22 protein-coding genes are annotated in these 26,513 nt (G+C 43.4%); 10 read left to right on the top strand and 12 right to left on the bottom strand.

What is annotated here, in order from left to right; translation table 11 throughout:
- Positions 1-141 precede the first annotated feature (141 nt).
- From DUL71_RS07070 to DUL71_RS32285, 4 genes are read right to left on the bottom strand one after another with little or no spacing between them, the layout of a single operon-like run.
- Positions 142-1,284 carry a formylglycine-generating enzyme family protein gene (locus tag DUL71_RS07070; protein WP_114937360.1) on the bottom strand — a complete coding sequence of 381 codons (1,143 nt, stop codon included), beginning with the start codon at positions 1,282-1,284 and terminating at the stop codon, positions 142-144.
- Positions 1,284-2,249, bottom strand: coding sequence for a sterol desaturase family protein (locus DUL71_RS07065; RefSeq protein ID WP_114937359.1), 966 nt, complete (start codon positions 2,247-2,249; stop codon positions 1,284-1,286). The genes DUL71_RS07070 and DUL71_RS07065 overlap by 1 nt, the downstream gene beginning before the upstream one ends.
- The gene (locus tag DUL71_RS07060) at positions 2,242-2,439 is read right to left on the bottom strand and encodes a hypothetical protein (protein ID WP_114937358.1); all 198 of its coding nucleotides are present in this window, start codon (positions 2,437-2,439) and stop codon (positions 2,242-2,244) included. The genes DUL71_RS07065 and DUL71_RS07060 overlap by 8 nt, the downstream gene beginning before the upstream one ends.
- Entirely contained in the window at positions 2,436-2,609 is a 174-nt protein-coding gene (locus tag DUL71_RS32285; RefSeq protein WP_154402335.1) for a hypothetical protein, read from the bottom strand. Before DUL71_RS32285 ends, DUL71_RS07060 begins: the two co-directional genes overlap by 4 nt.
- A 389-nt stretch (positions 2,610-2,998) precedes the next feature.
- Here DUL71_RS32285 and DUL71_RS07055 point away from each other — a divergent pair, with 389 nt between their 5' ends.
- Complete coding sequence (locus DUL71_RS07055) at positions 2,999-3,688, top strand: hypothetical protein (protein WP_244228711.1); 690 nt, start codon at positions 2,999-3,001, stop codon at positions 3,686-3,688.
- Between the two features lie 218 nt (positions 3,689-3,906).
- Here DUL71_RS07055 and xth read toward each other — a convergent pair whose 3' ends face one another.
- A complete protein-coding gene (gene xth / locus DUL71_RS07050) occupies positions 3,907-4,689 on the bottom strand; it encodes an exodeoxyribonuclease III (RefSeq protein ID WP_114937356.1) in 783 nt (260 codons plus the stop codon).
- Between the two features lie 110 nt (positions 4,690-4,799).
- Positions 4,800-4,991 (bottom strand): hypothetical protein, encoded by a 192-nt coding sequence (locus DUL71_RS31895; protein ID WP_154402334.1) that lies wholly within the window; start codon positions 4,989-4,991, stop codon positions 4,800-4,802.
- Positions 4,992-5,113: 122 nt separating this feature from the next.
- On the opposite strand from DUL71_RS31895, the gene DUL71_RS07045 reads away from it, so the two are divergent.
- The 6 genes from DUL71_RS07045 to DUL71_RS07020 are packed head-to-tail and all read left to right on the top strand — an operon-like array spanning position 5,114 to position 12,431.
- The gene (locus tag DUL71_RS07045) at positions 5,114-5,962 is read left to right on the top strand and encodes an ABC transporter ATP-binding protein (RefSeq protein WP_114937355.1); all 849 of its coding nucleotides are present in this window, start codon (positions 5,114-5,116) and stop codon (positions 5,960-5,962) included.
- Positions 5,955-6,725 (top strand): hypothetical protein, encoded by a 771-nt coding sequence (locus DUL71_RS07040; protein ID WP_114937354.1) that lies wholly within the window; start codon positions 5,955-5,957, stop codon positions 6,723-6,725. Before DUL71_RS07045 ends, DUL71_RS07040 begins: the two co-directional genes overlap by 8 nt.
- Before the next feature lie 11 nt (positions 6,726-6,736).
- The gene (locus DUL71_RS07035) at positions 6,737-7,117 is read left to right on the top strand and encodes a GntR family transcriptional regulator (RefSeq protein WP_114937353.1); all 381 of its coding nucleotides are present in this window, start codon (positions 6,737-6,739) and stop codon (positions 7,115-7,117) included.
- Positions 7,118-7,127: 10 nt separating this feature from the next.
- Positions 7,128-7,865, top strand: coding sequence for a hypothetical protein (locus tag DUL71_RS07030; protein WP_114937352.1), 738 nt, complete (start codon positions 7,128-7,130; stop codon positions 7,863-7,865).
- Between the two features lie 17 nt (positions 7,866-7,882).
- Positions 7,883-8,770, top strand: a complete 888-nt coding sequence (locus DUL71_RS07025; protein ID WP_114937351.1) for an ABC transporter ATP-binding protein — start codon at positions 7,883-7,885, stop codon at positions 8,768-8,770.
- Positions 8,771-8,792: 22 nt separating this feature from the next.
- Positions 8,793-12,431 (top strand): ABC transporter permease/M1 family aminopeptidase, encoded by a 3,639-nt coding sequence (locus DUL71_RS07020; protein WP_114937350.1) that lies wholly within the window; start codon positions 8,793-8,795, stop codon positions 12,429-12,431.
- Positions 12,432-12,686: 255 nt separating this feature from the next.
- Here DUL71_RS07020 and DUL71_RS07015 read toward each other — a convergent pair whose 3' ends face one another.
- The 5 genes from DUL71_RS07015 to DUL71_RS06995 form a co-directional block, all read right to left on the bottom strand.
- Positions 12,687-14,315 carry an alpha-L-fucosidase gene (locus DUL71_RS07015; protein ID WP_114937349.1) on the bottom strand — a complete coding sequence of 543 codons (1,629 nt, stop codon included), beginning with the start codon at positions 14,313-14,315 and terminating at the stop codon, positions 12,687-12,689.
- A 74-nt stretch (positions 14,316-14,389) separates the two neighbouring features.
- Positions 14,390-15,925, bottom strand: coding sequence for a SusD/RagB family nutrient-binding outer membrane lipoprotein (locus DUL71_RS07010; RefSeq protein ID WP_244228710.1), 1,536 nt, complete (start codon positions 15,923-15,925; stop codon positions 14,390-14,392).
- A gap of 15 nt (positions 15,926-15,940) precedes the next feature.
- Positions 15,941-19,381: a SusC/RagA family TonB-linked outer membrane protein gene (locus DUL71_RS07005; RefSeq protein ID WP_114937347.1), complete on the bottom strand. Its 3,441-nt coding sequence runs from the start codon at positions 19,379-19,381 to the stop codon at positions 15,941-15,943.
- Between the two features lie 19 nt (positions 19,382-19,400).
- Positions 19,401-20,432 carry a FecR family protein gene (locus DUL71_RS07000; protein WP_114937346.1) on the bottom strand — a complete coding sequence of 344 codons (1,032 nt, stop codon included), beginning with the start codon at positions 20,430-20,432 and terminating at the stop codon, positions 19,401-19,403.
- 80 nt (positions 20,433-20,512) lie between these two features.
- On the bottom strand, positions 20,513-21,133 hold the full coding sequence (locus DUL71_RS06995; RefSeq protein ID WP_114937345.1) for an RNA polymerase sigma factor: 621 nt from the start codon (positions 21,131-21,133) through the stop codon (positions 20,513-20,515).
- A 257-nt stretch (positions 21,134-21,390) separates the two neighbouring features.
- Here DUL71_RS06995 and DUL71_RS06990 point away from each other — a divergent pair, with 257 nt between their 5' ends.
- Positions 21,391-22,419: a LacI family DNA-binding transcriptional regulator gene (locus DUL71_RS06990; protein WP_114937344.1), complete on the top strand. Its 1,029-nt coding sequence runs from the start codon at positions 21,391-21,393 to the stop codon at positions 22,417-22,419.
- Positions 22,420-22,425: 6 nt separating this feature from the next.
- Here the strand turns inward: DUL71_RS06990 and DUL71_RS06985 are convergent, their stop codons facing one another.
- A complete protein-coding gene (locus DUL71_RS06985; RefSeq protein WP_114937343.1) occupies positions 22,426-23,190 on the bottom strand; it encodes a DeoR/GlpR family DNA-binding transcription regulator in 765 nt (254 codons plus the stop codon).
- A 151-nt stretch (positions 23,191-23,341) separates the two neighbouring features.
- Between DUL71_RS06985 and DUL71_RS06980 the strand changes: the two genes are divergently transcribed.
- Positions 23,342-24,922 carry a glycerol-3-phosphate dehydrogenase/oxidase gene (locus tag DUL71_RS06980; RefSeq protein WP_114937342.1) on the top strand — a complete coding sequence of 527 codons (1,581 nt, stop codon included), beginning with the start codon at positions 23,342-23,344 and terminating at the stop codon, positions 24,920-24,922.
- A 55-nt stretch (positions 24,923-24,977) separates the two neighbouring features.
- Entirely contained in the window at positions 24,978-26,492 is a 1,515-nt protein-coding gene (glpK, locus tag DUL71_RS06975) for a glycerol kinase GlpK (protein ID WP_114937341.1), read from the top strand.
- Positions 26,493-26,513 lie beyond the last annotated feature (21 nt).

The following is a 26,513-nucleotide window of genomic DNA, read 5'->3' as shown; positions in this document are numbered from 1 at the left end:
CCTGTTTCGTTGTTTTAATGACCGGGGAAAAGCATCGCTTTTCCCTTATTTGTTTATGTACCTGTTATGATTATTTCATAGTCCTTTCTTTATTATGCCCGTTTTGGCAGGCAGATCAATTACTTAATTCGGGGTATTATTTTAGTTGCTCACACAGCGAAAACCAAGGTGCTCCATCCCGCTGTCTTCAGTAGTTTTCATGCGGCGGGATACACGGTATCCGGAACAATAACTATCGTTACACAAAAATGATCCTCCGCGCACTACCCGTTTTATAGCATAAGGTTCATCCGGATCATATGATTTTGAGGCTCCCTTTGGGTTTTTAACCCCTGCCGGGCTGTTTACCGTTTTATAATAGTTGTTGTTATATAAGTCGGCACACCACTCCCACACATTACCGGCAATGTCATATAAACCATAGCCGTTGGGCGCAAATGAACTCACCGGTGCTAAATAATAATAGTGATCTCGCTGGGTATTTTTATAGGGGAAACTTCCCTCCCAGGTATTTGCTTTCGGCTGGCCTTCATTCACTTTTTCGTTGCCCCAGGGATAGATCTTATCTTCCAGTCCTCCCCTTGCAGCCCGCTCCCATTCGGCTTCTGTTGGCAAACGTTTATTGGCCCATTTACTGTAAGCTACGGCATCAAACCAAGAAACCTGCACCACCGGATAATTATCTTTACCCTTGATATCACTGCCCGGCCCGTGTGGGTGTTTCCAATTAGCTCCCGTTTTCCAGGCCCACCACTGGCTATAATCGTTCAGGTTAACCTGATGATCTGACGGTACAAACACCAATGATGCCGGTACCAGTAAACTATCAGCAGGTTTTTCCGTGCCTGGGGGCATTTGCTTTTTGAGCTCGTTCCAGTCGGGTTTGCGTTCGGCCGTGGTGATATAACCAGTGGCCTTTACAAATTTTCCAAACTGGGCGTTGGTAACCTCGGTTTTATCAATCCAAAAACCATCAACGGTTACGTCATGCTTTGGGTATTCATCAGGTTCGGCCTGCTGGTTATCCGCTCCCATCCTAAAAGTTCCGGCCGGTACCCATACCATCCCCGCATGGTTGGCATGGGTATTACCGGTATCAGGTAAACTAAGCGCCGCACCGCTTAGTCCTGCCGCTTTAAACCTGTTTGGAATATTTGATTCGCAGCAAAGTTTCTTTTTAGTACCGGGAACCGTGGCTACCGCAATACTCGCCACAGGTTTCGCCGGTTGTTTGCATGAAAAAAGCAATGCAGTACTAAAAAGTATAAGTACAATCTTTTTCATTACGCTTTTACAGGCTGTAATTGAAATGATTCATCAACCTGTTCAGCTTCAGGCTGAGCAGCAATATCAGGCCGGTATAATTGATGAGGCTGCAAAGGCACATCGTCCTTAACCATTGGGCCGTTGGCAGCAAGCTCGCTACCGGGTACTTTTGATTTAAATAAAGGCCACGCTAGTTGCGCATACCATTGATCACCTTCGTAATGTGAAATACCGTAAGCTTTAGGGTACTGGCGCGAGATATGGGCTGTACCAAAAATGATATCCCACCAAAAAAACATGTTGCCAAAGTTGCCTTTGTAATAACCTACCCCGTCATCGGTAGTTGCCGCATGATGTGCATGGTGCGTTGCCGGGGTTGATATGGTACGTTCCAGGATCCAGGCCAGCGGATGTAATATTTTATACTGATAAAATGGCTTATCCCACGGAATACTTGAATGTGCCAATGTTGTAATGGTTCCTTTAATACCTTTTACTACAATAGCTGGAATACCCAAACCAAGATAAACCAAGGCCGCTGTTAAATAGGTTTGCGAAAAGAACAATGTGTAAATAATATTTTGCCTGCTGGCCATGGCCATGCCCATATAAGATGCTGAATGGTGTGTACGGTGAAAACGCCATAACCATGGCACCTGGTGGTGCAGGCGGTGGTACCAGTATTGAGTCAAATCGTCGGCCACAGCTATGATTGCGCATCCCCATAAAAACGGGACCCAATCGAACGTGTTTTTTAAGGTTGGTAATATGGCAGGTAAAACCAACAGGCTATAGTAGGCAACCAGCGGTTTTACTACCAATTTAGGGATGGTAAAGCAGGCGATATCCACCCACTTTTCATTTGTATTCCAGCGTTTTTTGTACAAGCCGAACGAAAATTCGAGTACGCCTAATACTAACACCAAAACGGAAAAACCGTAGCCGTTAAGGTTTTCTATTATTTGTTTTATCTGGTTAATCATTGTCTTGTGAGTTTGAGGTTTTAGTTTTTACTGTGTTTTCTTGTTTGTGCTGATGCCGTTTCTTTTCCCATGGGCGTTCGCCGGTAATGGCAAAAGTGGCAAACATGAGCACTATAGGTAATGTGTACAGCAGGAGGCTCAGCAAGGCGTTTTTTGCTATCTGTACTTTAGTTGCCTGTTCTAATTTCATAACCTGATGTTGTTTTGGGGTTGAACAATTTGCGCTGTTTTAGCAGGTTTTTTTTCCAATAGCTTACGGCCAAGCCATAGCCCACCGAAAATGATGATAAAAGGTATGAGGGTTACTATAACGCCTACCAACACCTTTTTCCCGATTAGGGAAACGTCGTTAATGGTCATAATGAACTTATTAAGTGATTAAATATGCAGGCAGTGCATAGCAATCCGCACAAAGCAGCAATGCCCGTTAAAAAATTATTGAATAAAAAGCTGGGAAGCCGTGTGTATTTACACGGTTATAGAGAAGGGAAGACCCTTGTATGCTATTAACAGCAACAACAAGAAAAAGAAAAAGCAGCAGTAGTTAACTGATAATTAGCAAGGCCGTATTTAGGTAAAAGTTCGGGTTGCATGGTGGGTGCTTTTAAATGATTTTGATTATTGTGATTTATTTTCTGAGGCAAATGTATAAAAAGATTTTACAAATACTACTAATTCTATAGAATTTATATAAATAAATTCATTTTTTATTAAAACAAGCTCTTTTCGACGGTTAAAAGCATGTAAAAATGGAGAAATCGCCACACCACATTCCTTTTTCGAACCTAAATTTGCAATTCCGCATAAAAGCGTACATTCATATCATTATGGATATAACTACCCTAATTGTCATTACCATTATTGTTTTTATTATCGCATTTGCGGCTTTCAGGTTGTTTGATGTTAAAAAGAAAAAGCAGAAACTTGAACTGGAACGATCTGCCAGGATTTTACCACTATATAAAAAAGCGGAAACCGCGGTTGGGCTAACCGCCGAAGATGTACTGCCTTTTGCTCAAAACTTGCTCACTCGTTATGATACCTTTTTGTATTTAAGGGAGCTTGACCAACTAAATCTGTTCCCGCAAGAATACTATACAATTGTTAAAGGGGCCGAAAGTTCGCTGGCCCAATGGCTGGAGTTCCCCACCGAGCTGGATGCCTGCCCGGATGAAATAGAGCATATTAAACGGGTTACTATTGATCTTAACGGCAGGAACAATTTTATACACTACGAGGTGTTTAAGTTCCGGGTAACCCCGCCTCACCAGGCTGCCGAAAGCGGATGGATACTGGGGGTTGTAGGTCCGTTTTTTGACGACAGTAAGCCTTATGATTTTCCTGCCGCAACTTTTAGCAGGATAAGCAGTACTGTAGATAAAGTTACGCCGGAAGAAGAGGTAAAATGGGTACATGAAAATATCGCTATGCGGAGGTAGAAGGATCTTCGCTCCTCCTCATGACATGATTAAAAAAGGGTGTCATGCTGAGCCAGTCGAAGCATGGTGGGCAGGGCCTCTGCGCGCGACCCTTCGACAGGCTCAGGGTGACAGCCTCTACTTTTGTCATTTCTCCTTCACAGGCCAACGGATTTAAATCACTCAGGATGACAGTCCCTCCACACCCAATTTCACTTAACTCCTACAGATCTCATTTTTCATTCAGCATCCTTCAGTTCAATCCACACCGGGGCATGATCGCTTGTTTTTTCCCAGCCGCGTACGTCCCGGTTTACACCGGCGGCTACAAGCCTTTTATCCAGGTGTGGGCTTAGTAAAAAATGATCAATGCGTAAACCAGCGTTACGGCCGTAAGCATCGCGAAAATAATCGAAGAAGGTATAAATTACCTCGGTAGGATATAGTTTACGGATGGCATCAGTCCAGCCCTGCTCTACCAACGTTTTAAATGCTTCGCGGGTTTCCGGGCGAAAGAGCGCGTCATTTACCCAGCGCTCCGGTTTATAAGCATCAAGCTCTGTTGGCATTACGTTATAGTCGCCTGTTAATACCACAGGTTTATCCGCAGCCAATAAACCGGCCGCATGGGTTTTAAGGCGTTCAAACCAACCCAATTTATAATCAAACTTAGGTCCGGGAGCTGGGTTGCCGTTTGGCAGGTACAAACACCCGATAGTAATGCCATCAACAATAGCTTCTATATAACGGCTATGTTCATCTGTCGGGTCGCCGGGAAGTGCCCTGCATACCTCTGTAATTTGTTTATCTTTTTTTGCCAGTATGGCTACACCGTTCCAGCTTTTTTGCCCATGCCATATGGCTTTATAACCTGCATCAAGAACGGCCTGCTCCGGAAAGTTTTCCTGCGGGGCCTTAAGTTCCTGCAAACAGGCAACATCCGGGGCAGTTTCTTGTAACCAGCGGAGCAAAACCGGCAGGCGCCCATTAACCCCATTTACGTTATAGGTAGCTATTTTCATGATGCAATTTAAGCAGTTTAGGTTATATCATGTGCGTCGCAAAATATAAAAAGCGCTGCCACCCAAGGCAAACGCTTGATTGCAATGACAATAAATAATATAAAGTTCCTTTACTTTTCAAACTCGTCCGGGTCTACTTCGGGCCGGTCGGGCTCAGTGTCAGGAATTTCGTTCGGGATATTTTCAGGCGCTTCTTCCGGCATTTCCGGTTCTCCCGGATCCGTAGGCTGCCTGATCTCCGGTCGTTCCGGATTTACCGGCATTTCATCTGGTTCATTTGGCATGGTTCTCTTCTTTGACATATCTTATTAACTGTTAACAGAATAATTAGTTTTCAGGAACATGTTTCTGATAAAAATACCTCTTGCATTTTAAAAATGTTTATTTACATTTGCAGTGTACTACCACACTAATACACTAAACCATGATTCAAATCAATAATTTGAATTTCAGCTACAACAGTAAGAAGCCGTTGTTTAAAAATCTAAATCTTTCATTAAAGGCGGGCCATATTTATGGCTTGTTGGGTAAAAACGGCGCCGGGAAATCAACCCTGCTCAAAAACATAGCAGGTTTAGCTTTTCCGCAATCAGGAAAATGTCTTATAGACGGAACGGAAAGCTCAAAGCGGTTGGTATCTACTTTACAAAACCTTTATTTTATTGCCGAGGAGGTGTACGTACCTGCCTTAACGCCCGGGCAGTTTTTAGAGAGGACCGCCGGCTTCTACCCTGCTTTCAGTATTACCGACTTTTATAGCTACCTGAAAATACTGGACATTGACCCCGATTTGTTAATGACCAAAATGTCATACGGGCAGCAAAAAAAGATGATCATCGCTTTCGGACTTGCTACCAATACCGGTGTACTCATACTTGATGAACCTACTAATGGCCTTGACATCCCATCAAAAGTGCAGTTCAGGAAATTGATTGCCTCGGTTTTAAATGAAGAACGCTGCATTATTATCTCAACCCACCAGGTAAGGGATTTGGATAGCCTCATTGATACCGTGTTGATTTTGGACGACCATCGCATCGTAATTGAGAACTCAATAGATGAACTTACCGAAAAACTGTTCTTCGGTGTTTTTAAAGACCTTACCGGAATGAATGTGCTGTATGAAGAAGACACGCTCATGGGCAGATACGCCATTGTAGAAAATACCGCCGGCAAGTACGGAAAAATGGATCTCGAGCTACTATTTAACGCTGCTACAACCAACAGCGGCAAATTATTAAACGCATTAAAACCAGCCACTTCCCATGAATAACCACTTTAGTTTAAAGCGTTTTTCGCAGCTGTTTATAAAACATACCGTTGAGCATTACCGCGCCTATTTAATGTCGGCGTCGGTTTTGGCGGGTGTTTTTTTGCTTGGAGGTATGTTTATATTTTACATGATCCAGGGGCCAATGGATGCCGGATTTCAGACCGCATTGTTTGCCATGCTTATGGTTATAGCTGGGCCAATATTTACCAGTACTATATTTACCGATTTTGGCGACAAGCGTAAAGCTATACCTGCACTCACCTTACCGGCATCACAGCTCGAAAAATTTCTGGTCAGTTGGATTTACTCATACGTGATCTTCCTCATAGTATTTACCGGTATCTTTTACCTTGTTTTATCCATACTGCTTAACCTGAAACAATGGCCGGGTCATCACCCCGAAATGCTTTATATATTTCAAGATAAATTTTGTGTATTACTGCTTATATTTTCACTGCTGCAAGCCATCACCATGTATGGCGCTATCAGGTTTGAAAAACTGCATTTTATTAAAATTGGGTTCAGCTTCTTTATTTTTTATGCATTGCTGATCCTGGTGAATACCATATTCCTGCGGGTGCTTGTTGGCAGGCAAATCTTCCCTGCAACACCATTTGCCTTCCTGAACTTTCCGGATGGCACAAACTATTACTCTATTGGTTTAAACGCGCAACAATCGGCCTGGGTTTTTATTGTGCTACCTGTTGTTGTCCTGCTATTTTGGATAGCGGCATATTTTAAACTCAAGGAAAAACAGGCTTAAAAAAGACGATAATGGAATTTAAAGATAATGAAGCGATATACATCCAGATAGCGGCTTTTGTAAGCGACCAGATCCTGATGGGCAAATGGCCCGCCGGGCAAAAGATTCCTTCGGTACGTGATATGGCTGTTGAGTTGGAGGTAAACCCGAACACGGTCATGCGATCATACGAGTTTTTACAGGGGCTCGAAATTATTTACAATAAACGCGGTCTGGGCTTATTTGTGGCCGATGACGGATTTGAGAAGGTAAAAGCTTACCGTAAAGAAAACTTTGTACGCCAAAACCTGCCCGAACTTTTTAAAAACATGTACCTGTTAGGTATTTCAATAGATGAGATCAGTCTGCAATATCAAAACTTTCAGGCGCAGCAAAAGAATGAACTAAACTAAGCCAATCACGATGAAAACAAGCAATAAATTTTTACTTATCGCGGTATTATTACTGATCATTTCGGTAGGGATATATGATATTCAGCTTAAAGCCGAATATCTTAAAGGCGATTATAAAAACCCCTACCACGGATTCGTAAACTTAAATTACAGGAATTTTAAAGTTATTAAACTCGGCTCATCAACGGCCATAAATATCACACTGGTAAAAGGCCCCTTCAAAGTACTTGCAGATCCTGATGCTATGGAATACATCAAGATTGACCAACGCCATGATTCCCTTTTTATACGGGCCGCGTTTAAGGCAAACTGGCACAACGTGCGCTCGGACCAAGTGTTATACATATCATGCCCCGAGCTCACGTCATTTGATGCAGATGCCAAATACATGGCTGCCGAAACACAAGTGATTGATACCGCTGCCGGTGCCGACTTTAAATGGCGCCCAACTACTATAACCGGTTTCAGCGGAGATATGCTAAATATCAGGGCAGACCATGCCTCCAACGTATTTTTAAAGAACAACAAGTTCAACACTTTAAATGCCGTTGTTGGCAGCAGTAACGGCGCCGTCTCAAACTTAACTATTGAAACAGGCAACCAATTCGGTAAAACCAACCTCGATATCCGGAATAAAAGCCGCTTATGGATCAAGGATGACAGCCTCAGCAACATAAATTACAAACTTGCCGATAGCGCCAAACTTATCCTGAACGGAAATACGAGACAAATCCGCAACAATAAATAACCAAAACTTAGCAAATCATGAAATTAGTAATCAACTCGCTGTCAAAAACATATGCCAATGGCGTACATGCCTTAAAAGATGTTTCGCTTACCCTTAGTAATGGGATGTTTGGCTTGCTTGGCCCAAACGGCGCCGGAAAATCATCACTGATGCGCACCATAGCCACCCTGCAGGAGGCTGATAAAGGGAGCATTTTTTTAGATGACCTGGATGTATTGAAAAACAAAACCGAAGTTCGCCAGCTACTCGGGTACCTGCCGCAGGAGTTTGGTGTATATCCTAAAATATCTGCAGAACGCATGCTTGACCATATTGCACAGTTGAAAGGTGTTGGCAATAATGCCGAACGTAAAGACTTGGTACTACAACTGTTAGAAAGCGTGAACCTTTATAAAGACCGAAAAAAACACCTGGGCACTTATTCCGGCGGTATGAAACAGCGTTTTGGGATAGCACAGGCATTAATTGGTAATCCCAAACTCATTATTGTTGACGAACCAACCGCCGGCCTTGACCCTGCCGAGCGAAATCGGTTTTACAACCTGCTAAGTCGTTTAGGAGAAAACACCATTGTGATCCTATCAACGCATATTGTTGAGGATGTGAGCACACTCTGCGCCAATTTCGCTATTATTTGCCAGGGCGAGGTGTTATATGCCGGCGACCCGGAAACCGCGGTAAACGAACTGAATGGAAAAATCTACAGCAAGGTGATCACACAGTCCGAACTGGGCTTTTACAAAGATGATTACCAGGTGATATCAACGCAGCTTAAAACCGGCAAACTTCACATCCGCATTATCAGCGAAGCCGAACCTGACAATGGTTTTATCAGCAGCACCCCCAACCTTGAAGATGTGTACTTCAGCAACATCGCTACACGAATAGATGTAGACACCATTTAAACCTACTATAAACCAATAGTTTATGTTTCTTAAAATATTTCTGTTCGAGATCCAGAATAGGGTCCGCAGGCCAGCCGTTTACCTATATTTTTTGGCAGCACTTGTATTTACAGTGTTTACCTTTTCAACAGGCTCATTACCACTGGGCGAAAAAGAGCACATTAATGCGCCCTATGTACTCGCCTTATGGTGCTCCGGCATCACCATGATGATCACGCTGGTGAGTTCCTCCATCATGGGCACCGCGCTATACCGCGATATTGAGTATAACACAAAAGATTATTATTTAACCTACCCTATCACAAAAACCGGTTATTTCTGGGGCCGTTACCTGGGTTCATTTGTTTTCATGATCGGCATAGCAACGGCAGTTATTATAGGCGCATTTATTGGCACCAAGCTTGGGCCTGCTATGGGGTGGACAGATGCCAAACAATACGGCCCCAATAACCTCATTTATTACCTGCACCCGTTTTTTACTATCGGGTTGCCTAATGTTTTATTCACTTCTTCGTTGTTTTTTGGCCTTGTGGCGCTCACCCGCAACGTAAAAGTGATTTATTTTGGCGGCATCCTACTGTTCTTGTTTTACTTTATCGCGCTATTTTTCCTTAACCACGTTAACAATCCAACAGTTATCAACCTCAGCGATCCCTTTGGGCTTAACGGCATCAGGATGCAAACAAACAATTCAAGCGCTCTTGAACAAAACACCACCTTATTTCCGGTAACCGGTACGTTTATGCTCAACCGTATATTGTGGGGAGGTATAGGGATAGTTGTTGTACTTTTCACCTATTTCCGGTTCAGTTTTGAACGTTTCTTTAGCGGCCGGCGCGATAAAGCGGCTATTGACGAAGTGGGTGTTAAACCCAAGACCGCCATTACTATCAAACCTGCAGTTAGCTTTACCGGCAAATACAACAGGATCACTTTGCGTAACCTGATAAAGGTTGAACTATTGAACATTATCCGCGATAACTATTTCTGGATCATATTGCTGAGCGGCACTTTGTTTCTTGGCTTTGTACTTTGGCTTGGCAATAACATGTATGGCGTACCCGATTTTCCACGTACGGTTACCCTCCTGGCAATTTTTAATGATGCCTTTCCCTTTTTCATTTTCTTTATCATCATGTTTTATACCGGCGAAACCCTGCACCGCGACAGGGCTACCCGCTATGCATTTATCAATGATTCGCTCCCGCCCCCAAACTGGGTTCTGAACGGTTCAAAGCTTATCACCTTATTGCTTATTGGCACCGGGCTATCTTTTATACCCATTATAACCGGCATCATTGTTCAATTATTAAAAGGCTATTATACCTTCAATTTGCCTGCCTATTTCATCTATATCGGTTACATACTGCTGCCTTCACTCCTGGAAATGGTTGTTTTTTGTTATGCACTACACGTTATCATACATAACAAATTCGCGGCACATGGTATAGGCGTTTTTTTATGGGTGATAGTTTTCTTTTTGCGTAAAACAGGCATTTTTGATTATAACCTGCTACTGTATTCATATACGCCATCTTCAGGTATATCTGACATGACCGGTATGGGTCATATGGCAACGCCCGTTAATTGGTTTAACCTGTATTGGCTGCTGTTTGCCGGATTGCTCATCATTGTTTCGGCATTGTTTTATTATCGTGGCGTAACCTCATCATTTAAAGAACGGCTGCGCTTATTCCCACAGCGTTTTAATAAAAGCACGACTTTGATCACTACGTTAGTAGCAATAGCATTTATCGCCGTTGGTGCATGGAACTATTACAACGTAAGCTTTTTAAACAGCTATCTTATCAAAAACGAAAACACTGAGAGAGCTGTGCTATATGAAAAAACGCTAAAAAAATATGAGCGCCTGCCCTTACCTAAAGTAATCAATATCAAAATGCTGGTGGAGCTTTATCCTAATAAACAGCAAGTATCTACGCACGCATGGGTAACTGTAACCAATAAAAACAAAGTTGCCATATCGCAAATGCTGCTGGATGGTGATGACCTTACCGCTTATTCGCTTAAAAGCGGTGGAGTATCAGTCCCTTTTACAAATCCTCTGCTTTATCCCCGTGGGTTTTTCAACTGGTTCAGGCCGAAGGTTGATACCGCCGATTTTCGCTTATATCAGTTTACGAAACCATTGATACCTGGCGATTCATTAACACTTGAAATTAATTCAGAAATAGCTTATAAAGGATTTACAAACGGCATGTATGCCGCGGCTCTGGTTAATAACGGCACATTTTTTAACGGTGGATTACCCGGCCTGGGATATGATGAAGACGACGAACTAAGCAGCCCATACGAACGCAAAAAGGCTGGTCTGCCCGAAAAAAAGGAAGAAGAAATTCAGCAGAATGATCCTAAAGGCATTAATACCTTAAAAGCCGGCAGAGCGGCCGACCTACTTAAACTTGACATTACTATAGGCACCCTGGCCGGTCAAACTGTTATTGCTCCCGGTAGGCTTGTAAAAAACTGGCAACAGAACGGCCGTAACTATTTCCATTATGTGCAGGATAAACCGGGCATGTACATGCCAATGGGTATCATATCCGAAAAACTGGCCGTAAAAAAAGCAACCGTCCAGCTGAATCATAAGGTAAATATCGAGGTTTACTATCATCCTGAACATAACACTAATATCGACAGGTACATCGCCGCTTATAAGGATGGATTAACTTATTATAGTAAAGTTTACGGCGATTATCCGTCTAACGATATCCGCCTGGTGGAAACATCTGTTTACGGCCCGCGAGATGCATCTATGACCACGCTTAATACTTACGCCGAATACTTTGGATGGAATGCCGATTTCAGGGACCCTAACAGTTTTGATTATTGCTATGCCAATACTACAAGATTATTATCACAACAGTGGTGGCGTTTTCAGGTAGCCCCAAACAGTACTATAGGTAGCCTGGTAATACCAGAAGGGTTATCAAACTATGATCAACTGGTGATGGCCGAGCACAAATATGGCAAGGATAACATGCGTTACACAGTGCTTGACCAGTTATGGTATTATCTGTTCATCAGGCGACACCTCAATGAAAACGAGCATCCTTTAATAAAAGCCAATCAATGGTTTTTATGGGGAGGCAAAGCAAGCGTTGCCTTGTATGGCCTGCGCGACCTGATTGGCGAAGACAGCCTGAATGTGGCATTACGTGAATTTAAAAAAGCCTATGCGTTTAAAACAGATGGTCCGTTTGCCGGAGCCAACAACCTTTACCAATGTCTTCAAAAGCATGTACCCGACTCCCTGCAATATTACCTTACTGATACCTGGCAAAAGATCACGCTGTATGATAATGGGATAACCGAAGTAAGCAGTAAACCCACTGGTAATAAAAACGAATACAGGGTTACCTTCAAACTCAACATTGAAAAGGTATGGAAGGACGCCAAAAACAATGATATCCCGGCAGTAAACATGAACGATTATATTGATATCGGCATCTTCGGCAAGCAGGTTAAGGGTACAAATAACCGGATGATAAGCAACACCTTATATCTCAAAAAGTATAAACTAAAACGTGGGCAACAACAATTCAGCATTGTGGTTAAAGGTCAGCCAGCCTCAGTAGGCGTTGATCCTTTTAGTAAACTAATTGACAGAAACCCTAACGATAATATTAAAGACCTTTAGGAGTAAAAACGGGGTTGCGCTTACGCAACCCCGTTTTTTATAATCTTAAGAAGTTGTTTAAAAAACATTCATTGCCGTTGGTTTTAACCAACGGTAAAAAGCTAAAAAGTCCTGGCTTTAGCCCAATTATACAAGCGGTTTTGGGCTGAAGCCCCGTTATCACTACTTATTATTCCGTTGGTTAAAACCAACGGCAATGAGGTTTTATCTACCTATAAACGACAATCATCAAATTTAAACCGCTTCTTAGAAATACTACGGCTTAAATAACTTACTCTCCCCTTCAATTTCAACATTAGCCTGCTCTACTACCGCTTTATATTCATAATCGGCTTTTAAGGGGAGTGTTGCCTCAAATGTACCATCGGCTTTGATATTTACCCAGGTGCCCGCCGTCCATCTGCCTGCATACAATGTTTCAACCTGCCCGTGATATGGGCGATAATCAAACCGGGCACGTTTTGCTGAGATGCTTTTATAATTCAACATTCTACCTTTTAAAGCTGCTCCGGCTTTCACTTTCAAACTTGCGCCGGTTTCAACTATAGCGGCTTCTTTAAAAACCGGATCAACGTTTTCTAATTTAATCACCACAGGGTTAGGCCAGCGATGATCGTCATAAATGCGTTGGGCCTTAACAACCGAAACTTCAAGACCTTTATCGGTTTGTTTGTATCTGCAACTTACGTCATCGGTTTTATATTCAATTACTTTACTATTTTGTCCCAATACGCTCACCTGAGTTTTATCAGTGGCAATGGCCGAGCGGATCAGGAAAGTTTTCCGGGTCCCCTCCTTCCAATCGGCAGCATTGGTGACGATAGCGTAAAGCGTATGGCCATTTTTAGCGGTGAACCAAACGTCGCCTTCTTTACTTATTACCCAGCTTCGTACACTGTCAATACACTCGCGGTTAACAAAATACCATGCCGACATTTCGCGCAACCGTTCTTCCTGCTCAATGGGTACCGCACCATCGGGCTTAGGGCCAACGTTCAACAAAAGCGAACCACCTTTTGCCCTCGCTTCTATCAACAAACCTATCAATTGGCTGCCCGATTTATATCGCTCATTAGTTGGCTGATATCCCCAGGCAGTACCCATGGTAATGCATGACAGCCATGGCTCATTGATCATAGCACCGGGCATGATCTGCTCCGGAGTTTTAATAGCTCCACGGGTTATCAGCAAATCCGGTTGCAATTTCCAGCAGGTTTGTTTAACTACTTCTTTAGGATCGCCATCTATAAAAAGCACATCTATTTTACCGTAGTTAGTCATCAACTCCTCGCATTGTTTCCGGGTATAGTCGTCATATTCACGGCGGGTTTCCGCGTCCATCTTAACATCTGTACGACTGATAGCAATATGATGATCTCTAAGAAAGTTGAAATCCTCGGGCGAAAAATAGAATCCAACCTGCAATCCTGCTTCGCGTGTAGCATCAACAAATTCCTTTAAAAGGTCTTTTTTATACGGTGTATGAGTTATACTAAAATCTGTTGTTTTGGTATCCCACATACAAAAACCTGAGTGATGCTTGGTGGTGAAAACGATGTACTTCATCCCCGCCAACTTAGCCAGTGTTGCTATCTGGTGCGGATCAAACTTTGAGGGATCAAAAGTTTTAGGCAACTCGTTAAAATACCGGTTAACATAATCATCACTTGCACCAACCAGCGAGTGACTGATCACCACACCCAACTGGCTATCCATACTAAAATGGATAAATAAACCTAAACCTGTGTTTTTAAGCCAGAGTTCGCGTTCGGGCTTATTCAGGTTATAATTGCTTGCATTATCATCCTTAACCAAATCATTTTGTGCCGATGCGCTTTGAATACCGCAAAACAGCAATAGGAAAAAAAGGTAATTCTTATACATTAAACACGGTTTAAAAAAATCAGGGAGGGCCCCACGCCCTCCCTAAAACAACATCAACTAATAAAACTTCAACATTATTGTTTATCCCACCAGATCCTGGTTAAAAAATCATCGGGACCCTGGCGCGCAATAGCGGCGGCATATGATGCGGCGTTAAGGTTTTGCTCAGCGACCGGGTACAACATCCTCCTGAATATTTTGCCACCGGTAGCATTACCAACATAATTATTAGGCACAAGGGCAGGATAACCTGTGCGCCTGTAGCTTGCAAAAACCTCCTGCGCATCAGGGAATATACCAACCCAAAACTGGGTATAGATCTGCTCCATTTTCTGATCAAGCGTACCTCCGGTATTAAAAGGATGCGCGTTGATATATGAATTGATCTGCGCGGTGGTAATGGTGCCCGCACTACCGGCAATAATGCTCCATTGACGCATTGACGCGGCTATACCACTCTGGTACAATGATTCTGCAGATGCAGCAGTATACCAGCCCCTTGCCGCGGCTTCAGATAACAGGAAATAACTTTCGGCAGCGGTAAAAACCAACCTCGGAGAGTTTAACAGCAATATGGTTTTAGGGTTAGGTTCCGAGTAAGTCACAAAATCCGCAGGCTTGGCATTCAGGCCTGATGACATGCCTTTTTGGATAGCCGAGGTAGTATCAGCCGCACCACCGTTCCACACAACAGATACGACAGCAAGGCGAGGGTCTTTATTGGTTTTCAGATAGTTGATAAAAACATCCTGATACTTGCCGCCTTCGGTATTGGTAGAGCCGTTACCTGCTATATAATCGTTATTGTAAAGATCAAGTGCTAATGGATTTTTGTTGATGTCCTGTCCGGCACCAACATAAGCTACTTTAGCAACATCGGCATCGTCCAGAATAACGCCGCCGGCTATGGCTTTTGCAGCCCAGGTTTGTGCCTGCGCGATATCAACCTTGGTCATGCGCATGGCGCACCTGAGCATTAATGAGTAAGCGAATTTTTTCCATTTTACCGTATTACCGCCATAAATCAAATCGGATGCGCCAAATGTAGTTTTGGTAGCATCAAGACTTTGTGCTGCCTGATCAAGCTCCTTCAATAAATCGGCATAGATATCTTTTTGGGCATCATAAGCTGGTTTATATACCGCTTGGTTATAACCCTGTGCGGCTTGTGAATAAGGGATATCGCCGTACAAATCAGTAAGACGGCTAAAGCAATACACTTTCCAGATCCGAGCTTCGGCCTGCAGGTTTACCTGTGATGCATCGGTGCCAACGGCTTTCAATACTTCAACCAATTCATTGATCTCGTTAGGGTAAGCATTACTAAAAGCAGCTGCCGATTGCGGACTCTGGCTCAATACATATTTCGATCCGAAACCTGCCACGTCATTAAAACTGGTACTGTACTGCATAGTTCCCAGCAATAGGTCGAGCATGCGGGCAGTACCATCATACTGCGATTTGGTAAAAATGTACTGAGGCACCGCTTTTGACGAGGCATCGGGGTTAACGTTAAGCGTATCGAAGTTTTTGGTACACGATTGTGTGCTGATAATGCCAAGCATTACCAGTGAGCAATAAATATATTTGGTTAAATGTCTTTTCATCATTTTCAATTTAAAGTATTAAAACTTAACAGCCAGGTTTACACCAAGTGAGCGTGTACGCGGCAAACCGATAGACTCGAATCCCTGCGCATTACTGTTGGTGAAGCTCTGCTCCGGATCGAAGTTGTCTGTCTTTTTGTAGATAGTCCAAAGGTTCCGGGCAACGAATGAAATACTGGCCGATTGGATTTTAACTTTGTTTAAAAGATTGGTTGGAAGAGCATACGACAGGATAACCTGGCGAAGTTTAACAAAGCTACCATCGTGTAAAAACAGGTCGGAGTATGTTTTATAGTTATCATAGTATGACCTTAATCCGCTTACCGGCACCGTGCGGGTATAAGGAGCACCTGTTTGATCAACACCGTTCAATACCAGGCCATTTTCCCTGCCCGGCAATGTTGATTTCATCAAGCCTAAACGGGTGGCGTAAACTTCCATTACAGAAAACACCTTGTTGCCAAACTTGCCGTCAACCAGGAAGTTTAATGAGAACCGCTTATACCTGAATTCGTTTGTTAAACCCATAGTAAGCGGGGCAACACTTTTACCAAGCTGCTGCAGCGGGGTTTGCACCGGTAAGCCTGTAGTGGCATTAAATACTACATTTCCGTTAGCATCCTTCTGCATACGGGTACCAACCAGCATACCAAACGGCTTACCTTCAATGTTATCTAAAATACCCCAGTTACCTACCGAAGTAGCAAGCTGAATAGTATTAAGACCGGGCGCCAGTTTAACTACTTTGTTATCGTTGTAAGCTACGTTATAACTTACCGTCCAGTTAAAATTGGCTGTTTTTACAGGCGTACCGTTCAATAAAACCTCAATACCCCTATTGCTTACTTCGCCAACGTTCAGGATCACGTTATTATAGCCTGACGTTGAAGAGATGGCGGTGTTTACGATATCGTTGGTTGTTTTACGATCATACAAGGTAACATCCAAGCCTAAACGGTTCCTGAGCATCTGTAACTCAAAACCGCCTTCAAACGTTGTTGAAGTATATGGTTTAAGGTTGCTGTTGGTGATGTTGTTGCTTGTTACGTTTTGCAGCGGCTGTCCGGCGCTTGGTACGTTGCTGTAAGTAAGGTTAATAACATACGGATCGGGAGCACCGCCACCTACCTGCGCCCATGAGCCACGCAGCTTGGCCATGTTAAAAAATTCAGGAAGTTTAACCGCATCCGAAAGGATAAAGCTACCGCCTATACTTGGATAGAAAATGCTGTTACTTTTAGGACTAAGTGTCGAAAACCAATCCTTCCTGCCGGTGAATGACAGGAACACCAGGCTCTTGTAATCAAAATCGGCCGAGCCAAAAACCGAATTAGTTACGATTTTAGCATTATATGGCGTTGTTGATGAAACAGCAAGGTTGGTAAAACTGTAAAAATAAGGGATAGTAAATTGCGAACCGCTAAACGTTAACTGGTTAGTTGCGTTTTTCCGGCTGTTTACACCACCCAAAACACCCACGTTTAAATCGCTGATGATCTTAGTCCTGTAACTAACTGTAGCCAGCTCGTTTGTTTCAGATACATCCGACTTGATACCGGCGTACTGACCATTGGGGGTATACAATGTACCTGTTGGCAGTATATTAGTATAGTTGTAGTTAAAAAAGTCGCGGCTGATAGTTGCCTTAAAAGTAAGGTCTTTGATAGGCGAATAAATGATTGATCCCTGGCCTATAAAACGGTTCTTTACGTCGTCTTCTTTATACTTGTTGATCACAAAGTACCCGTTTGAGGCAATAGAAGCGTCATTCCAAACCATCTCGTTACCCATGGCATCATAACCTGGTTTTAGCCAGCGAACATCAACCGTGTTGGCCACTTCAAGCGGTGTCCAGTTAGGGTTGCCCAGCGCGTCGCCCGCGCCGGTACGATTATGCCCTGTTTCAACGTTATACTGGGCTAATGCCTCTATTGAAAGCTTGTTGCTTAGCTTTCCGTTTAGCGCAAGGTTAAAGGTTTTACGATCATAGGTAGTCCCCGGCAAAATACCTTTACTGTTCAGATCGGCAGCCGAAAACCTGTAAGTAAAGGCTTCATTGCCACCTACAAATGCAAGGCTATTGGTATAAGTGCTACCTGTTTGGTAAAAGTTTTTAAGGTTATTCTTCTGCGCTACATAAGGGTGTGCAAGCCCGTCAACAGCAACATAGTCGGTTGAGCCATCAATTTTTGCTCCCCATGAGCGCCTTCCGCTGGCTTGTGCAGCTGCCAATGTGGTTGGTTTTACGCCACCGTCGCCTTGTCCGTATTCATACTGATAATCGGGGAACACCGCTACATTATCATAAGTAGCTGTAGAGTTAAACTCAACCCCTACTCCTTTTTGGATGCGGCCTTTTTTAGTAGTGATCAAAATAACACCATTTGCAGCCCTTGAACCATAAAGCGCCGCGGCAGTACCACCTTTAAGTACGCTGATCGATTCAATATCATCGGGATTGATTGCAGCTATACCATCGCCACGGTCAACATTATTGGTGATACCATTAACAGTTGCTGCACCGCCCGGTACACTGTTATCAATCGGCATACCGTTCACCACATATAGTGGCTGGTTGTCGCCTGCAAGGCCACCGTTACCCCTGATCACCACGCGGCTTGATCCGCCCGGACCGGTTGATAAACCTGCCGCGTTAACACCCGCAACTTTACCGGTAAGCGCGTTGGCTACGTTATTTTCACGTGCCTGGGTAAATTCGGTACCCTTCACCTCGGTAACAGAATAGCCTAATGATTTTTTCTGCTTGCTGATACCAAGCGCGGTAACTACAACCTCATTAAGGGCTTTGTTATTTTGCGCGAGTTTAATTTGCAAAGGCGATGCCGGATCGGAAACAGGAACTTCCTCCTGGTTATATCCTACATAGGCCACTACAAGGGTTAAAGGCTTACCCGCATACTTGTCTGGTATTATCAGCTTAAAATTACCCGATAAATCAGTGGTTGCCCCTACTTTATTATCCATTTTTAGGTAAACCGATGCGCCAATAACCGGCTGGCCATCGCCTGCATCAACAACTTTACCGGTTAATGTAACTGCTGCAACAGCCACATTAACATCCTTTACTGTAAAAATGGAGATCTGGTTATCATTTATCTTACGATAAGTTAGCTGAAAAGCAGATAACAATTGTTTCAAATTATCATCAAGTGTTAGCTGGCTTACGTTGCTGGTTAAATTTGCAGGTACAAACTTGTTATCAAGCAAGCCTTCCTGGTAAGCTATCTGGATATTAAACTGTTTTTTCAGGTTATCGAGCGCGTCTTTTAGCAGGATCTTGCTTTCAACAGCCTGGGGTGCCGTATAACCGAAGCTTTTGGCGTGCACACGGTTGTTACTGGTTAATGCCATCTGGGCAAAACCGTAAACCGACTGGCCGAGCAAAACCATCAGGAAACAGCAACATCTAAAAAAATTTGATGAGTCGAGTTTTCGCATAAAATGTTTGTTTAGGGGGTTAGTTTTGTTTAGTAATAGTGATATTTTTATCAGTGCGTATAATTTTCACAGGAAGCGTAGTAGAGATGGTTTCTATCAGCTCATCAACATTCGGCACATTTATCTCTCCCTCTATTTTGAGCGTGGTTAATTCAGGACTTGAAAAACTGACATGATAACCATAGTCATCGGTCATGATCTCGCTGATCTGCGCCAGGGTAGCGTCATTAAATAAAAGCTGGTGCTTTGTCCATTTGGTAATTTTTTCCGGAGCTGGGAGGAAAACGCGGGTAACATTTTTCTTATAAGCATGCCGCACATAGTCGCCCGGCTTCATAATCAGCGATTGCTTCGCAGATACAGCATCGACATAATCAAGCCTGATCTTTCCCTGTACCAGCCCTACATCGGTTTTATTGTGACGGCTCCGTACATTAAAGGTTGTGCCCAGTACTTCGATATTCATATCTGAGCAGTGCACGATAAACCTTTCGGCCGGTTTTATTGAATGAGGGTCCTTATTGATATGCTTCACATTAAACAAGCCCTCGCCGCTTATCCAAACCTCACGCGGATTTTTATCCCAATTATCTTTGTAGCTTAATTTTGAGTTACCGTTAAGTACAACGGTTGAACCATCGGGCAAGTTAACCGTACGTAGTTCGCCAAATGGGGTGTCTATTTCTTGTTGGCGGGCTTTAGTCAGCCACAGCGCGATACCTATAGATGACACCAGCAGTAACATCGCGGCAACACGCAGGTACCTGTTTAATGAAAACACCTTTGGCCGTGCAGGTTCGGTTTGTAAAGTAGCAGCTATTTTGAGCCAAACCTTTTCCTGGTTAGTACTATTGGTAAAAACGTCCTGCTTTCGGTAAGTGGTGATGATTTTTGATGCATCAGCAATTATTTTTCGCTGACCGGGATATTGGGCAGCTACTTCCTGCCATAATAAACCATCATTTGCAGATGGATTGATGACCGAACGAACAAAATCATCATCTTCTAAATAATCGGCAAGGGTATAATTACTATATTTTGAGGTTAGCATTGGATATAAGGTTGTTATTTTACCCTTATAGACAGCACCCTATCCCAATTATCCCTACAAACCGAAAAAAAAATTATTTTTTAGTGATTATTTACGCAAAAGCACGAATACAGCGCTAAAACAATAGCCAATTTGGATGCTTTAAGCACATCCTGAAGATTATCAAAGGCCTTATAGATCAATTTATAAGCCGAACTCACGTTAATTTCCATGATATCGGCTATTTCATCATAACCTAAACCCTCGTAAAAGCGCAGATATATGATTTCCTGCTGCCGCGGCGGCAATGTTTTTATATGAAATTTGATTTTCTTCTGTAATTCCAGCTCCTCTTCATCTGCAATGATCTGCTGATCGAATGAAATTTCGAAAGGGAAGTTATGCTCAGCTTCGTCTTCCAGGTCAACAAAGCGCGATTTCGATTGCAGCTTACGGAAAATAATGCTTCGCAGGGATTTGAAAAGATAGTTTTTTACCGAAACCGGGTTGCCCAAGCCTGGCCTGTTTGTCCAAAGCCTAATGAAAAGATCGTGTATGGCATCTTCAATTACGTTTACATCCCGTGTAAATTTATATCCGTAGTTATTCAGGATTTTGAAATGATTGTTATATAAGCGGGTGTAAGCATCCCAATTGCCTTCTTTAAAAGCAAGCCACGTAGCAGTATTATGATCGTCATGAACAATTTGTTCGTGAGACATAGCTTAACCAGGGGATAAAACGTTTTACAATTGAAATCAGGTACAATGTAGTAATTATAACAATTATTTTACATCAACTTTAAAAATCAATATCACAATTAATTAATCAGGATATAACTAATCAAAACCCTGTCAATCTGCCGATATCGTTCATTGATCTCAACACTAAAAACACCGGCAAACTTTTCGTTTAAAAAATAACTTAGCCAGTATTAAATGTTTTCCTGATATTTAAAAACCGGTTTGCGGACTAAATTATGTTTGAATCAGTTACTATTAAGGATATTGCCAAGGCTTTGGGTGTGTCAACCTCAACCGTATCACGGGCACTGAACGGGAGTTATGAAATAGGTACCGAAACCAAAAAGCTTGTTCTGGAGTATGCTGAAAAAATTAACTATCGCCCCAACCCCATCGCGCTGAGCCTCAAGGAGCAAAAAAGCCACTCCATTGGTGTGGTAGTATGCGAGGTGGCCAATGACTATTTTTCGCAGGCTATTAACGGTATCGAATCTATCGCTTATAACCGGGGATATCACGTTATCATCACTCAAACACACGAATCATTTGACAGGGAAAGCGCCAACGTAAAACACCTGCTCTCGAGGCATGTGGATGGCTTGCTGGTGTCATTAGCGGCGCAAACAACTGATACATCGCAATACAAATACCTGCTTGACAAAGGATTTCCGATAGTATTTTTTGACAGAGCTGCTCCCGATCTTAATACCCACAAAGTAGTCGCCGATAACTTCCAGGGATCATTTAATGGTACCGAAACGCTAATTAATTCGGGTTTTACTAAAATTGCCCACCTCACCAATTCAAATAACCTGCTTATTAGCCACGAACGCTTTGATGGCTATAAAGCAGCTCTTGACAAACACGGCATCGAACTCAGGCCCGAATACATTAAGCATTGCAATCACGGTGGCATGATCCAGGACGAAGTTGAACTGGTGCTGAAAGAGTTAATGGCGCTGGATGACCGCCCCGAGGCAATTTTTATTGGCAGCGACCGGCTCACTATCAGCAGTATGTCGATATTAAAAAAATGGGGCTTTAAGGTTCCCGGGGATATCGCGATTGCAGGTTTCACCAATTCGGATGTAGTTGAACTGTTTGATCCTCCTTTAACGGTGATCCGTCAGCCCGCTTTCCAAATAGGACAAATGGCAACAGAAATGCTTATCAAAACCATTGAAAGTAAATGGCCGGTTGAAGAGTTTACTACCGAAAAAGTGGATACGCAGTTGATCGTGCGATCGTCATCAAACAAACCTTAACCGACTCTAAACAACCGTCACCTTTACCCCTTTTTCTTCCAGCATATTGAGCATTGCCGGACTAATGCCGCTATCGGTAATGATCTCGTTGATCTGGTCAAGCGCACAGATCTTCGCCAATCCACGCTTGCCGAATTTTGTGCTATCGGCCAGTACAATAGTAGTTTGGGCAGCATTAATCATTTTTTGGTTGAGCCTTGCCTCCGATAAATTGGTGGTGGTTAGCCCAATTTCCGGATCGATGCCATCTACCCCTAAAAACAAAACGCCGCATAACATATCATCCAGCATCAGCTCCGCATAGTTGCCCGTTACAGATGATGAGGTATTACGCATTTGTCCTCCCAATTGAACAATATCAACCTGGGGATATTGCAATAACTCAAGCGCTACCGGAAGGGCTGCTGTAACAACAGTAAGATGTTTATTAGGCTGCATAGCACGGGCCAACGCCAGCATGGTAGTGCCCGATGCTATGATAACCGAATCATTAGCGTCGATACGGGCGGCGGCCTCGAAAGCTATTTTCTTCTTTTCGGGACCGTTTAATTTTTCCTTCTCGGCTACCGGCCTGTCATTAGCGTATGGATTGGTTTTGCTTGCCCCGCCATGCGTTCTGAAAAGCAGATTTTTATCTTCCAGAAGTTTCAGGTCCTTTCGGATAGTAACTTCCGAAACATTTAACTCGCCACTCAGGTCCTGCACATTTACAAAACCATCTGTCTCAACTTTTTGCAGGATAAACTTATGCCGGTCGGTATTTTTACTCATAAAGCTAAATTAAACAGAAAAACTGACTGTAAATTTTAAAAGAGCGTATCGCGTCTCGAATACATCAAAAGTAACCAAATAAAATTATTTTATATTTCATTTACTTTTATTTTATTTCGATTTTATATATTTGAATAAATATCGAAATAAAATGAATCCATTTACAAGAGAAGCAAATCTTGAGCACCTTACCAATACCGAAAAGATCTGGGACCTGATTATCATAGGTGGTGGCGCTACCGGTCTTGGTGCTGCAGTAGATGCAGCATCGCGTGGCTTCTCTACTTTATTACTGGAACAGGCAGATTTTGCCAAGGGCACTTCGAGCAGGGCTACCAAACTGGTTCACGGCGGGGTACGATACCTGGCACAAGGCGATATTGGATTAGTGCGCGAGGCCTTGCGTGAGCGTGGATTACTATTAAACAACGCACCGCACCTTGTAAAAAACGAAAGTTTCATTATTCCCAATTATTCCTGGTGGGATGGTGTTTTTTATACCGTAGGCCTCAGTATTTACGATATTCTTGCCGGCAAGCTGAGCTTTGGCCGGGCAAAACATATTTCTAAAAAAGAGACTATTAAACGGTTACCCGGCATACAGGAAAAAGGTCTTCACGGAGGCGTTGTTTATCATGACGGCCAGTTTGATGATTCCCGCTTAGCAATTAACCTGGCGCAAACTGCCATTGAGCAAGGTGCAAAGCTGTTAAATTATTTCAAGGTAAGCGGGCTGACTAAAGATGCGAACGGTAAAATTACCGGGGTAAAAGCTACCGATACAGAGACAGGTATTAATCATGAATTAAAGGCTAAAACAGTGATTAATGCTACCGGCGTTTTTGTTGACGGCGTACTTAAAATGGATACTCCTGAAAAGAAACCGATGGTTAGGCCAAGCCAGGGTGTTCACCTTGTACTCGACCGGTCATTTTTACCGGCAGAAGACGCCCTGATGATCCCGAAAACAGAAGACGGGCGTGTACTTTTCGCGGTTCCGTGGCATGAGAAATTATTAATAGGCACTACAGATACGCCTATCGACTCCCATAGCCTTGAACCGGTAGCACTGGATGAGGAAGTGGAATTTATATTAAGGACAGCAGGAAAATACCTCAGCAAAGCCCCTACCCGTGCCGATGTTTTAAGCGTATTTGCAGGCTTGCGACCACTTGCCGCACCGCAGGACGGTTCATCAAAAACAAAAGAAATTTCACGGAGCCACAAACTGATTGTTTCCGATTCGGGATTAATTACTATAACCGGAGGCAAATGGACAACCTACCGTAAAATGGCCGAAGATATTGTTAACCAAGCCATCAAAACCGGCGGACTCCAAAACACGCCTTGTAAAACAGAATCATTAGCTATCCATGGCAGCAGGCCAAATCCCGATCGCAGCAATCCCATGTTTGTTTACGGTGCAGATATAGAGAAAATTCAGGCCTTATTTAATGAAAATGCTGACTGGAAAAACCCTGTTCATCCGGATAGCAGCTATACTAAGGGCGAAGTAATCTGGTCTGTACGGAATGAAATGGCAAGAAGCGTTGAAGATATTCTTGCACGCCGAACGAGGGTTTTATTTTTAAACGCCCGCCTGGCTATCAAGATGGCGCCTGAAGTTGCCCGCCTCATGGCCGGCGAATTAGGAAAAGACACGACATGGGAAACGGCACAGGTAAACGCCTTTAACGAAACAGCAAAAAATTATATACTAACACCACATTAAATATCAATTTTAATGTGATATTCAATTAATAAACCAAGGTAAACCAAACCAAATTATGCAGGAATATATTTTAGCGCTCGACCAGGGCACTACCAGTTCGCGGGCCATAATTTTTGACCACGCTGGCAAGATCATTACTTCGGCACAAAAAGAGTTTAAGCAGTACTTTCCTAAACCAGGCTGGGTTGAACACGACCCTAACGAGATTTGGGTGGGCCAGATCTCTGTAGCGGTAGAAGCGATTGCAAAAGCGGGATTGGGCGGCGGAAATATCAAAGCCATAGGCATCACCAATCAGCGTGAAACCACCATTGTTTGGAACCGCAAAACCGGCGAACCTATCTATAACGCAATAGTTTGGCAAGACAGGCGCACCGCCAACTTTTGTGATGACCTGAAACAAAACGGCCATAGCGATATGATCCGCGATAAAACCGGCCTGGTAATAGATGCTTACTTTTCGGGTTCAAAAATTAAATGGATTTTGGATAACGTTGATGGTGCAAGAGCGCAGGCCGAAGCAGGCGAGCTTGCCTTTGGCACGGTTGACAGTTGGCTCATCTGGCAATTAACCCGCAGCGAAGTGCATGCTACTGACGTAACTAACGCGGGCCGCACCATGTTATTTAATATCCGTACCCAGCAATGGGACGATGAGCTGCTGCAATTATTTAACATCCCTAAAAGTATATTGCCCGAAGTAAAGCAATCGAGCGAGCTATATGGTCATACTGCCAACAATATATTCGCGCAAAGGATCCCTATTGCGGGTATAGCCGGCGATCAGCACGCGGCTTTATTCGGGCAAATGTGTATTGATAAGGCCATGGTGAAAAACACTTACGGCACGGGCTGTTTTATGCTGATGAATATTGGCCAGGAGTTTATTAAATCGAAAAACAACCTGCTTACCACCATTGCCTGGAAAATAAACAACGAGATAACCTATGCCTTTGAGGGCAGTATTTTTATAGGCGGCGCCGTAGTGCAATGGCTGCGCGATGGCCTTGGTATTATCAAAACTTCGGCCGATATTGAAAAACTGGCCACATCAGTAAAAGATACCGCCGGCGTTTATTTTGTGCCTGCGTTTGCTGGTCTCGGGGCTCCCTATTGGGACCCGGAAGTTCGCGGAGCTATAGTTGGCTTAACCCGCGGAGCGACGGCAGCGCACATTTCAAGGGCGGCGCTATCCTCCATTGCTTATCAGACCATGGATGTACTTAAAGCCATGGAAGCCGATGCAGGCATGGAGATCAAAGAATTACGTGTTGATGGTGGCGCAACAGCCAATAATCTGCTCATGCAATTTCAGTCGGACGTGTTAAACTGTAAAGTGATCCGACCCGAGGTTACGGAAACTACAGCGCTTGGGGTAGCCTATATGGCCGGCTTAGCCGTAGGTTACTGGAAAGATATAGCAGAGATCCAGCATCTATGGGCAGTTGAGTCCGAATTTAATCCGGGTGATGACCTGGAAGAAATAAAAACCGGGATAGCAGGTTGGAAACGTGCTGTGAGTACTGCACAGTGCTGGTCTAATTCCGGTCATCCTGTATCAGCTATTTAATATCCACCATTAAAATATTTA

Origin of the sequence: Mucilaginibacter endophyticus (genome assembly GCF_003351025.1) — a bacterium.
In the GTDB taxonomy this organism is placed as follows: domain Bacteria; phylum Bacteroidota; class Bacteroidia; order Sphingobacteriales; family Sphingobacteriaceae; genus Mucilaginibacter; species Mucilaginibacter endophyticus.
This window is presented reverse-complemented; position numbering and strand designations above follow the sequence as displayed.

What these genes read in the sequence shown, in the direction of transcription:
- DUL71_RS07070 (WP_114937360.1), bottom strand. Translation starts at nt 1,284, where the DNA reads ATGAAAAAGATTGTACTTATACTTTTTAGTACTGCATTGCTTTTTTCA.
- DUL71_RS07065 (WP_114937359.1), bottom strand. Translation starts at nt 2,249, where the DNA reads ATGATTAACCAGATAAAACAAATAATAGAAAACCTTAACGGCTACGGT.
- DUL71_RS07060 (WP_114937358.1), bottom strand. Translation starts at nt 2,439, where the DNA reads ATGAAATTAGAACAGGCAACTAAAGTACAGATAGCAAAAAACGCCTTG.
- DUL71_RS32285 (WP_154402335.1), bottom strand. Translation starts at nt 2,609, where the DNA reads ATGACCATTAACGACGTTTCCCTAATCGGGAAAAAGGTGTTGGTAGGC.
- DUL71_RS07055 (WP_244228711.1), top strand. Translation starts at nt 2,999, where the DNA reads ATGGAGAAATCGCCACACCACATTCCTTTTTCGAACCTAAATTTGCAA.
- xth (WP_114937356.1), bottom strand. Translation starts at nt 4,689, where the DNA reads ATGAAAATAGCTACCTATAACGTAAATGGGGTTAATGGGCGCCTGCCG.
- DUL71_RS31895 (WP_154402334.1), bottom strand. Translation starts at nt 4,991, where the DNA reads ATGTCAAAGAAGAGAACCATGCCAAATGAACCAGATGAAATGCCGGTA.
- DUL71_RS07045 (WP_114937355.1), top strand. Translation starts at nt 5,114, where the DNA reads ATGATTCAAATCAATAATTTGAATTTCAGCTACAACAGTAAGAAGCCG.
- DUL71_RS07040 (WP_114937354.1), top strand. Translation starts at nt 5,955, where the DNA reads ATGAATAACCACTTTAGTTTAAAGCGTTTTTCGCAGCTGTTTATAAAA.
- DUL71_RS07035 (WP_114937353.1), top strand. Translation starts at nt 6,737, where the DNA reads ATGGAATTTAAAGATAATGAAGCGATATACATCCAGATAGCGGCTTTT.
- DUL71_RS07030 (WP_114937352.1), top strand. Translation starts at nt 7,128, where the DNA reads ATGAAAACAAGCAATAAATTTTTACTTATCGCGGTATTATTACTGATC.
- DUL71_RS07025 (WP_114937351.1), top strand. Translation starts at nt 7,883, where the DNA reads ATGAAATTAGTAATCAACTCGCTGTCAAAAACATATGCCAATGGCGTA.
- DUL71_RS07020 (WP_114937350.1), top strand. Translation starts at nt 8,793, where the DNA reads ATGTTTCTTAAAATATTTCTGTTCGAGATCCAGAATAGGGTCCGCAGG.
- DUL71_RS07015 (WP_114937349.1), bottom strand. Translation starts at nt 14,315, where the DNA reads ATGTATAAGAATTACCTTTTTTTCCTATTGCTGTTTTGCGGTATTCAA.
- DUL71_RS07010 (WP_244228710.1), bottom strand. Translation starts at nt 15,925, where the DNA reads ATGATGAAAAGACATTTAACCAAATATATTTATTGCTCACTGGTAATG.
- DUL71_RS07005 (WP_114937347.1), bottom strand. Translation starts at nt 19,381, where the DNA reads ATGCGAAAACTCGACTCATCAAATTTTTTTAGATGTTGCTGTTTCCTG.
- DUL71_RS07000 (WP_114937346.1), bottom strand. Translation starts at nt 20,432, where the DNA reads ATGCTAACCTCAAAATATAGTAATTATACCCTTGCCGATTATTTAGAA.
- DUL71_RS06995 (WP_114937345.1), bottom strand. Translation starts at nt 21,133, where the DNA reads ATGTCTCACGAACAAATTGTTCATGACGATCATAATACTGCTACGTGG.
- DUL71_RS06990 (WP_114937344.1), top strand. Translation starts at nt 21,391, where the DNA reads ATGTTTGAATCAGTTACTATTAAGGATATTGCCAAGGCTTTGGGTGTG.
- DUL71_RS06985 (WP_114937343.1), bottom strand. Translation starts at nt 23,190, where the DNA reads ATGAGTAAAAATACCGACCGGCATAAGTTTATCCTGCAAAAAGTTGAG.
- DUL71_RS06980 (WP_114937342.1), top strand. Translation starts at nt 23,342, where the DNA reads ATGAATCCATTTACAAGAGAAGCAAATCTTGAGCACCTTACCAATACC.
- glpK (WP_114937341.1), top strand. Translation starts at nt 24,978, where the DNA reads ATGCAGGAATATATTTTAGCGCTCGACCAGGGCACTACCAGTTCGCGG.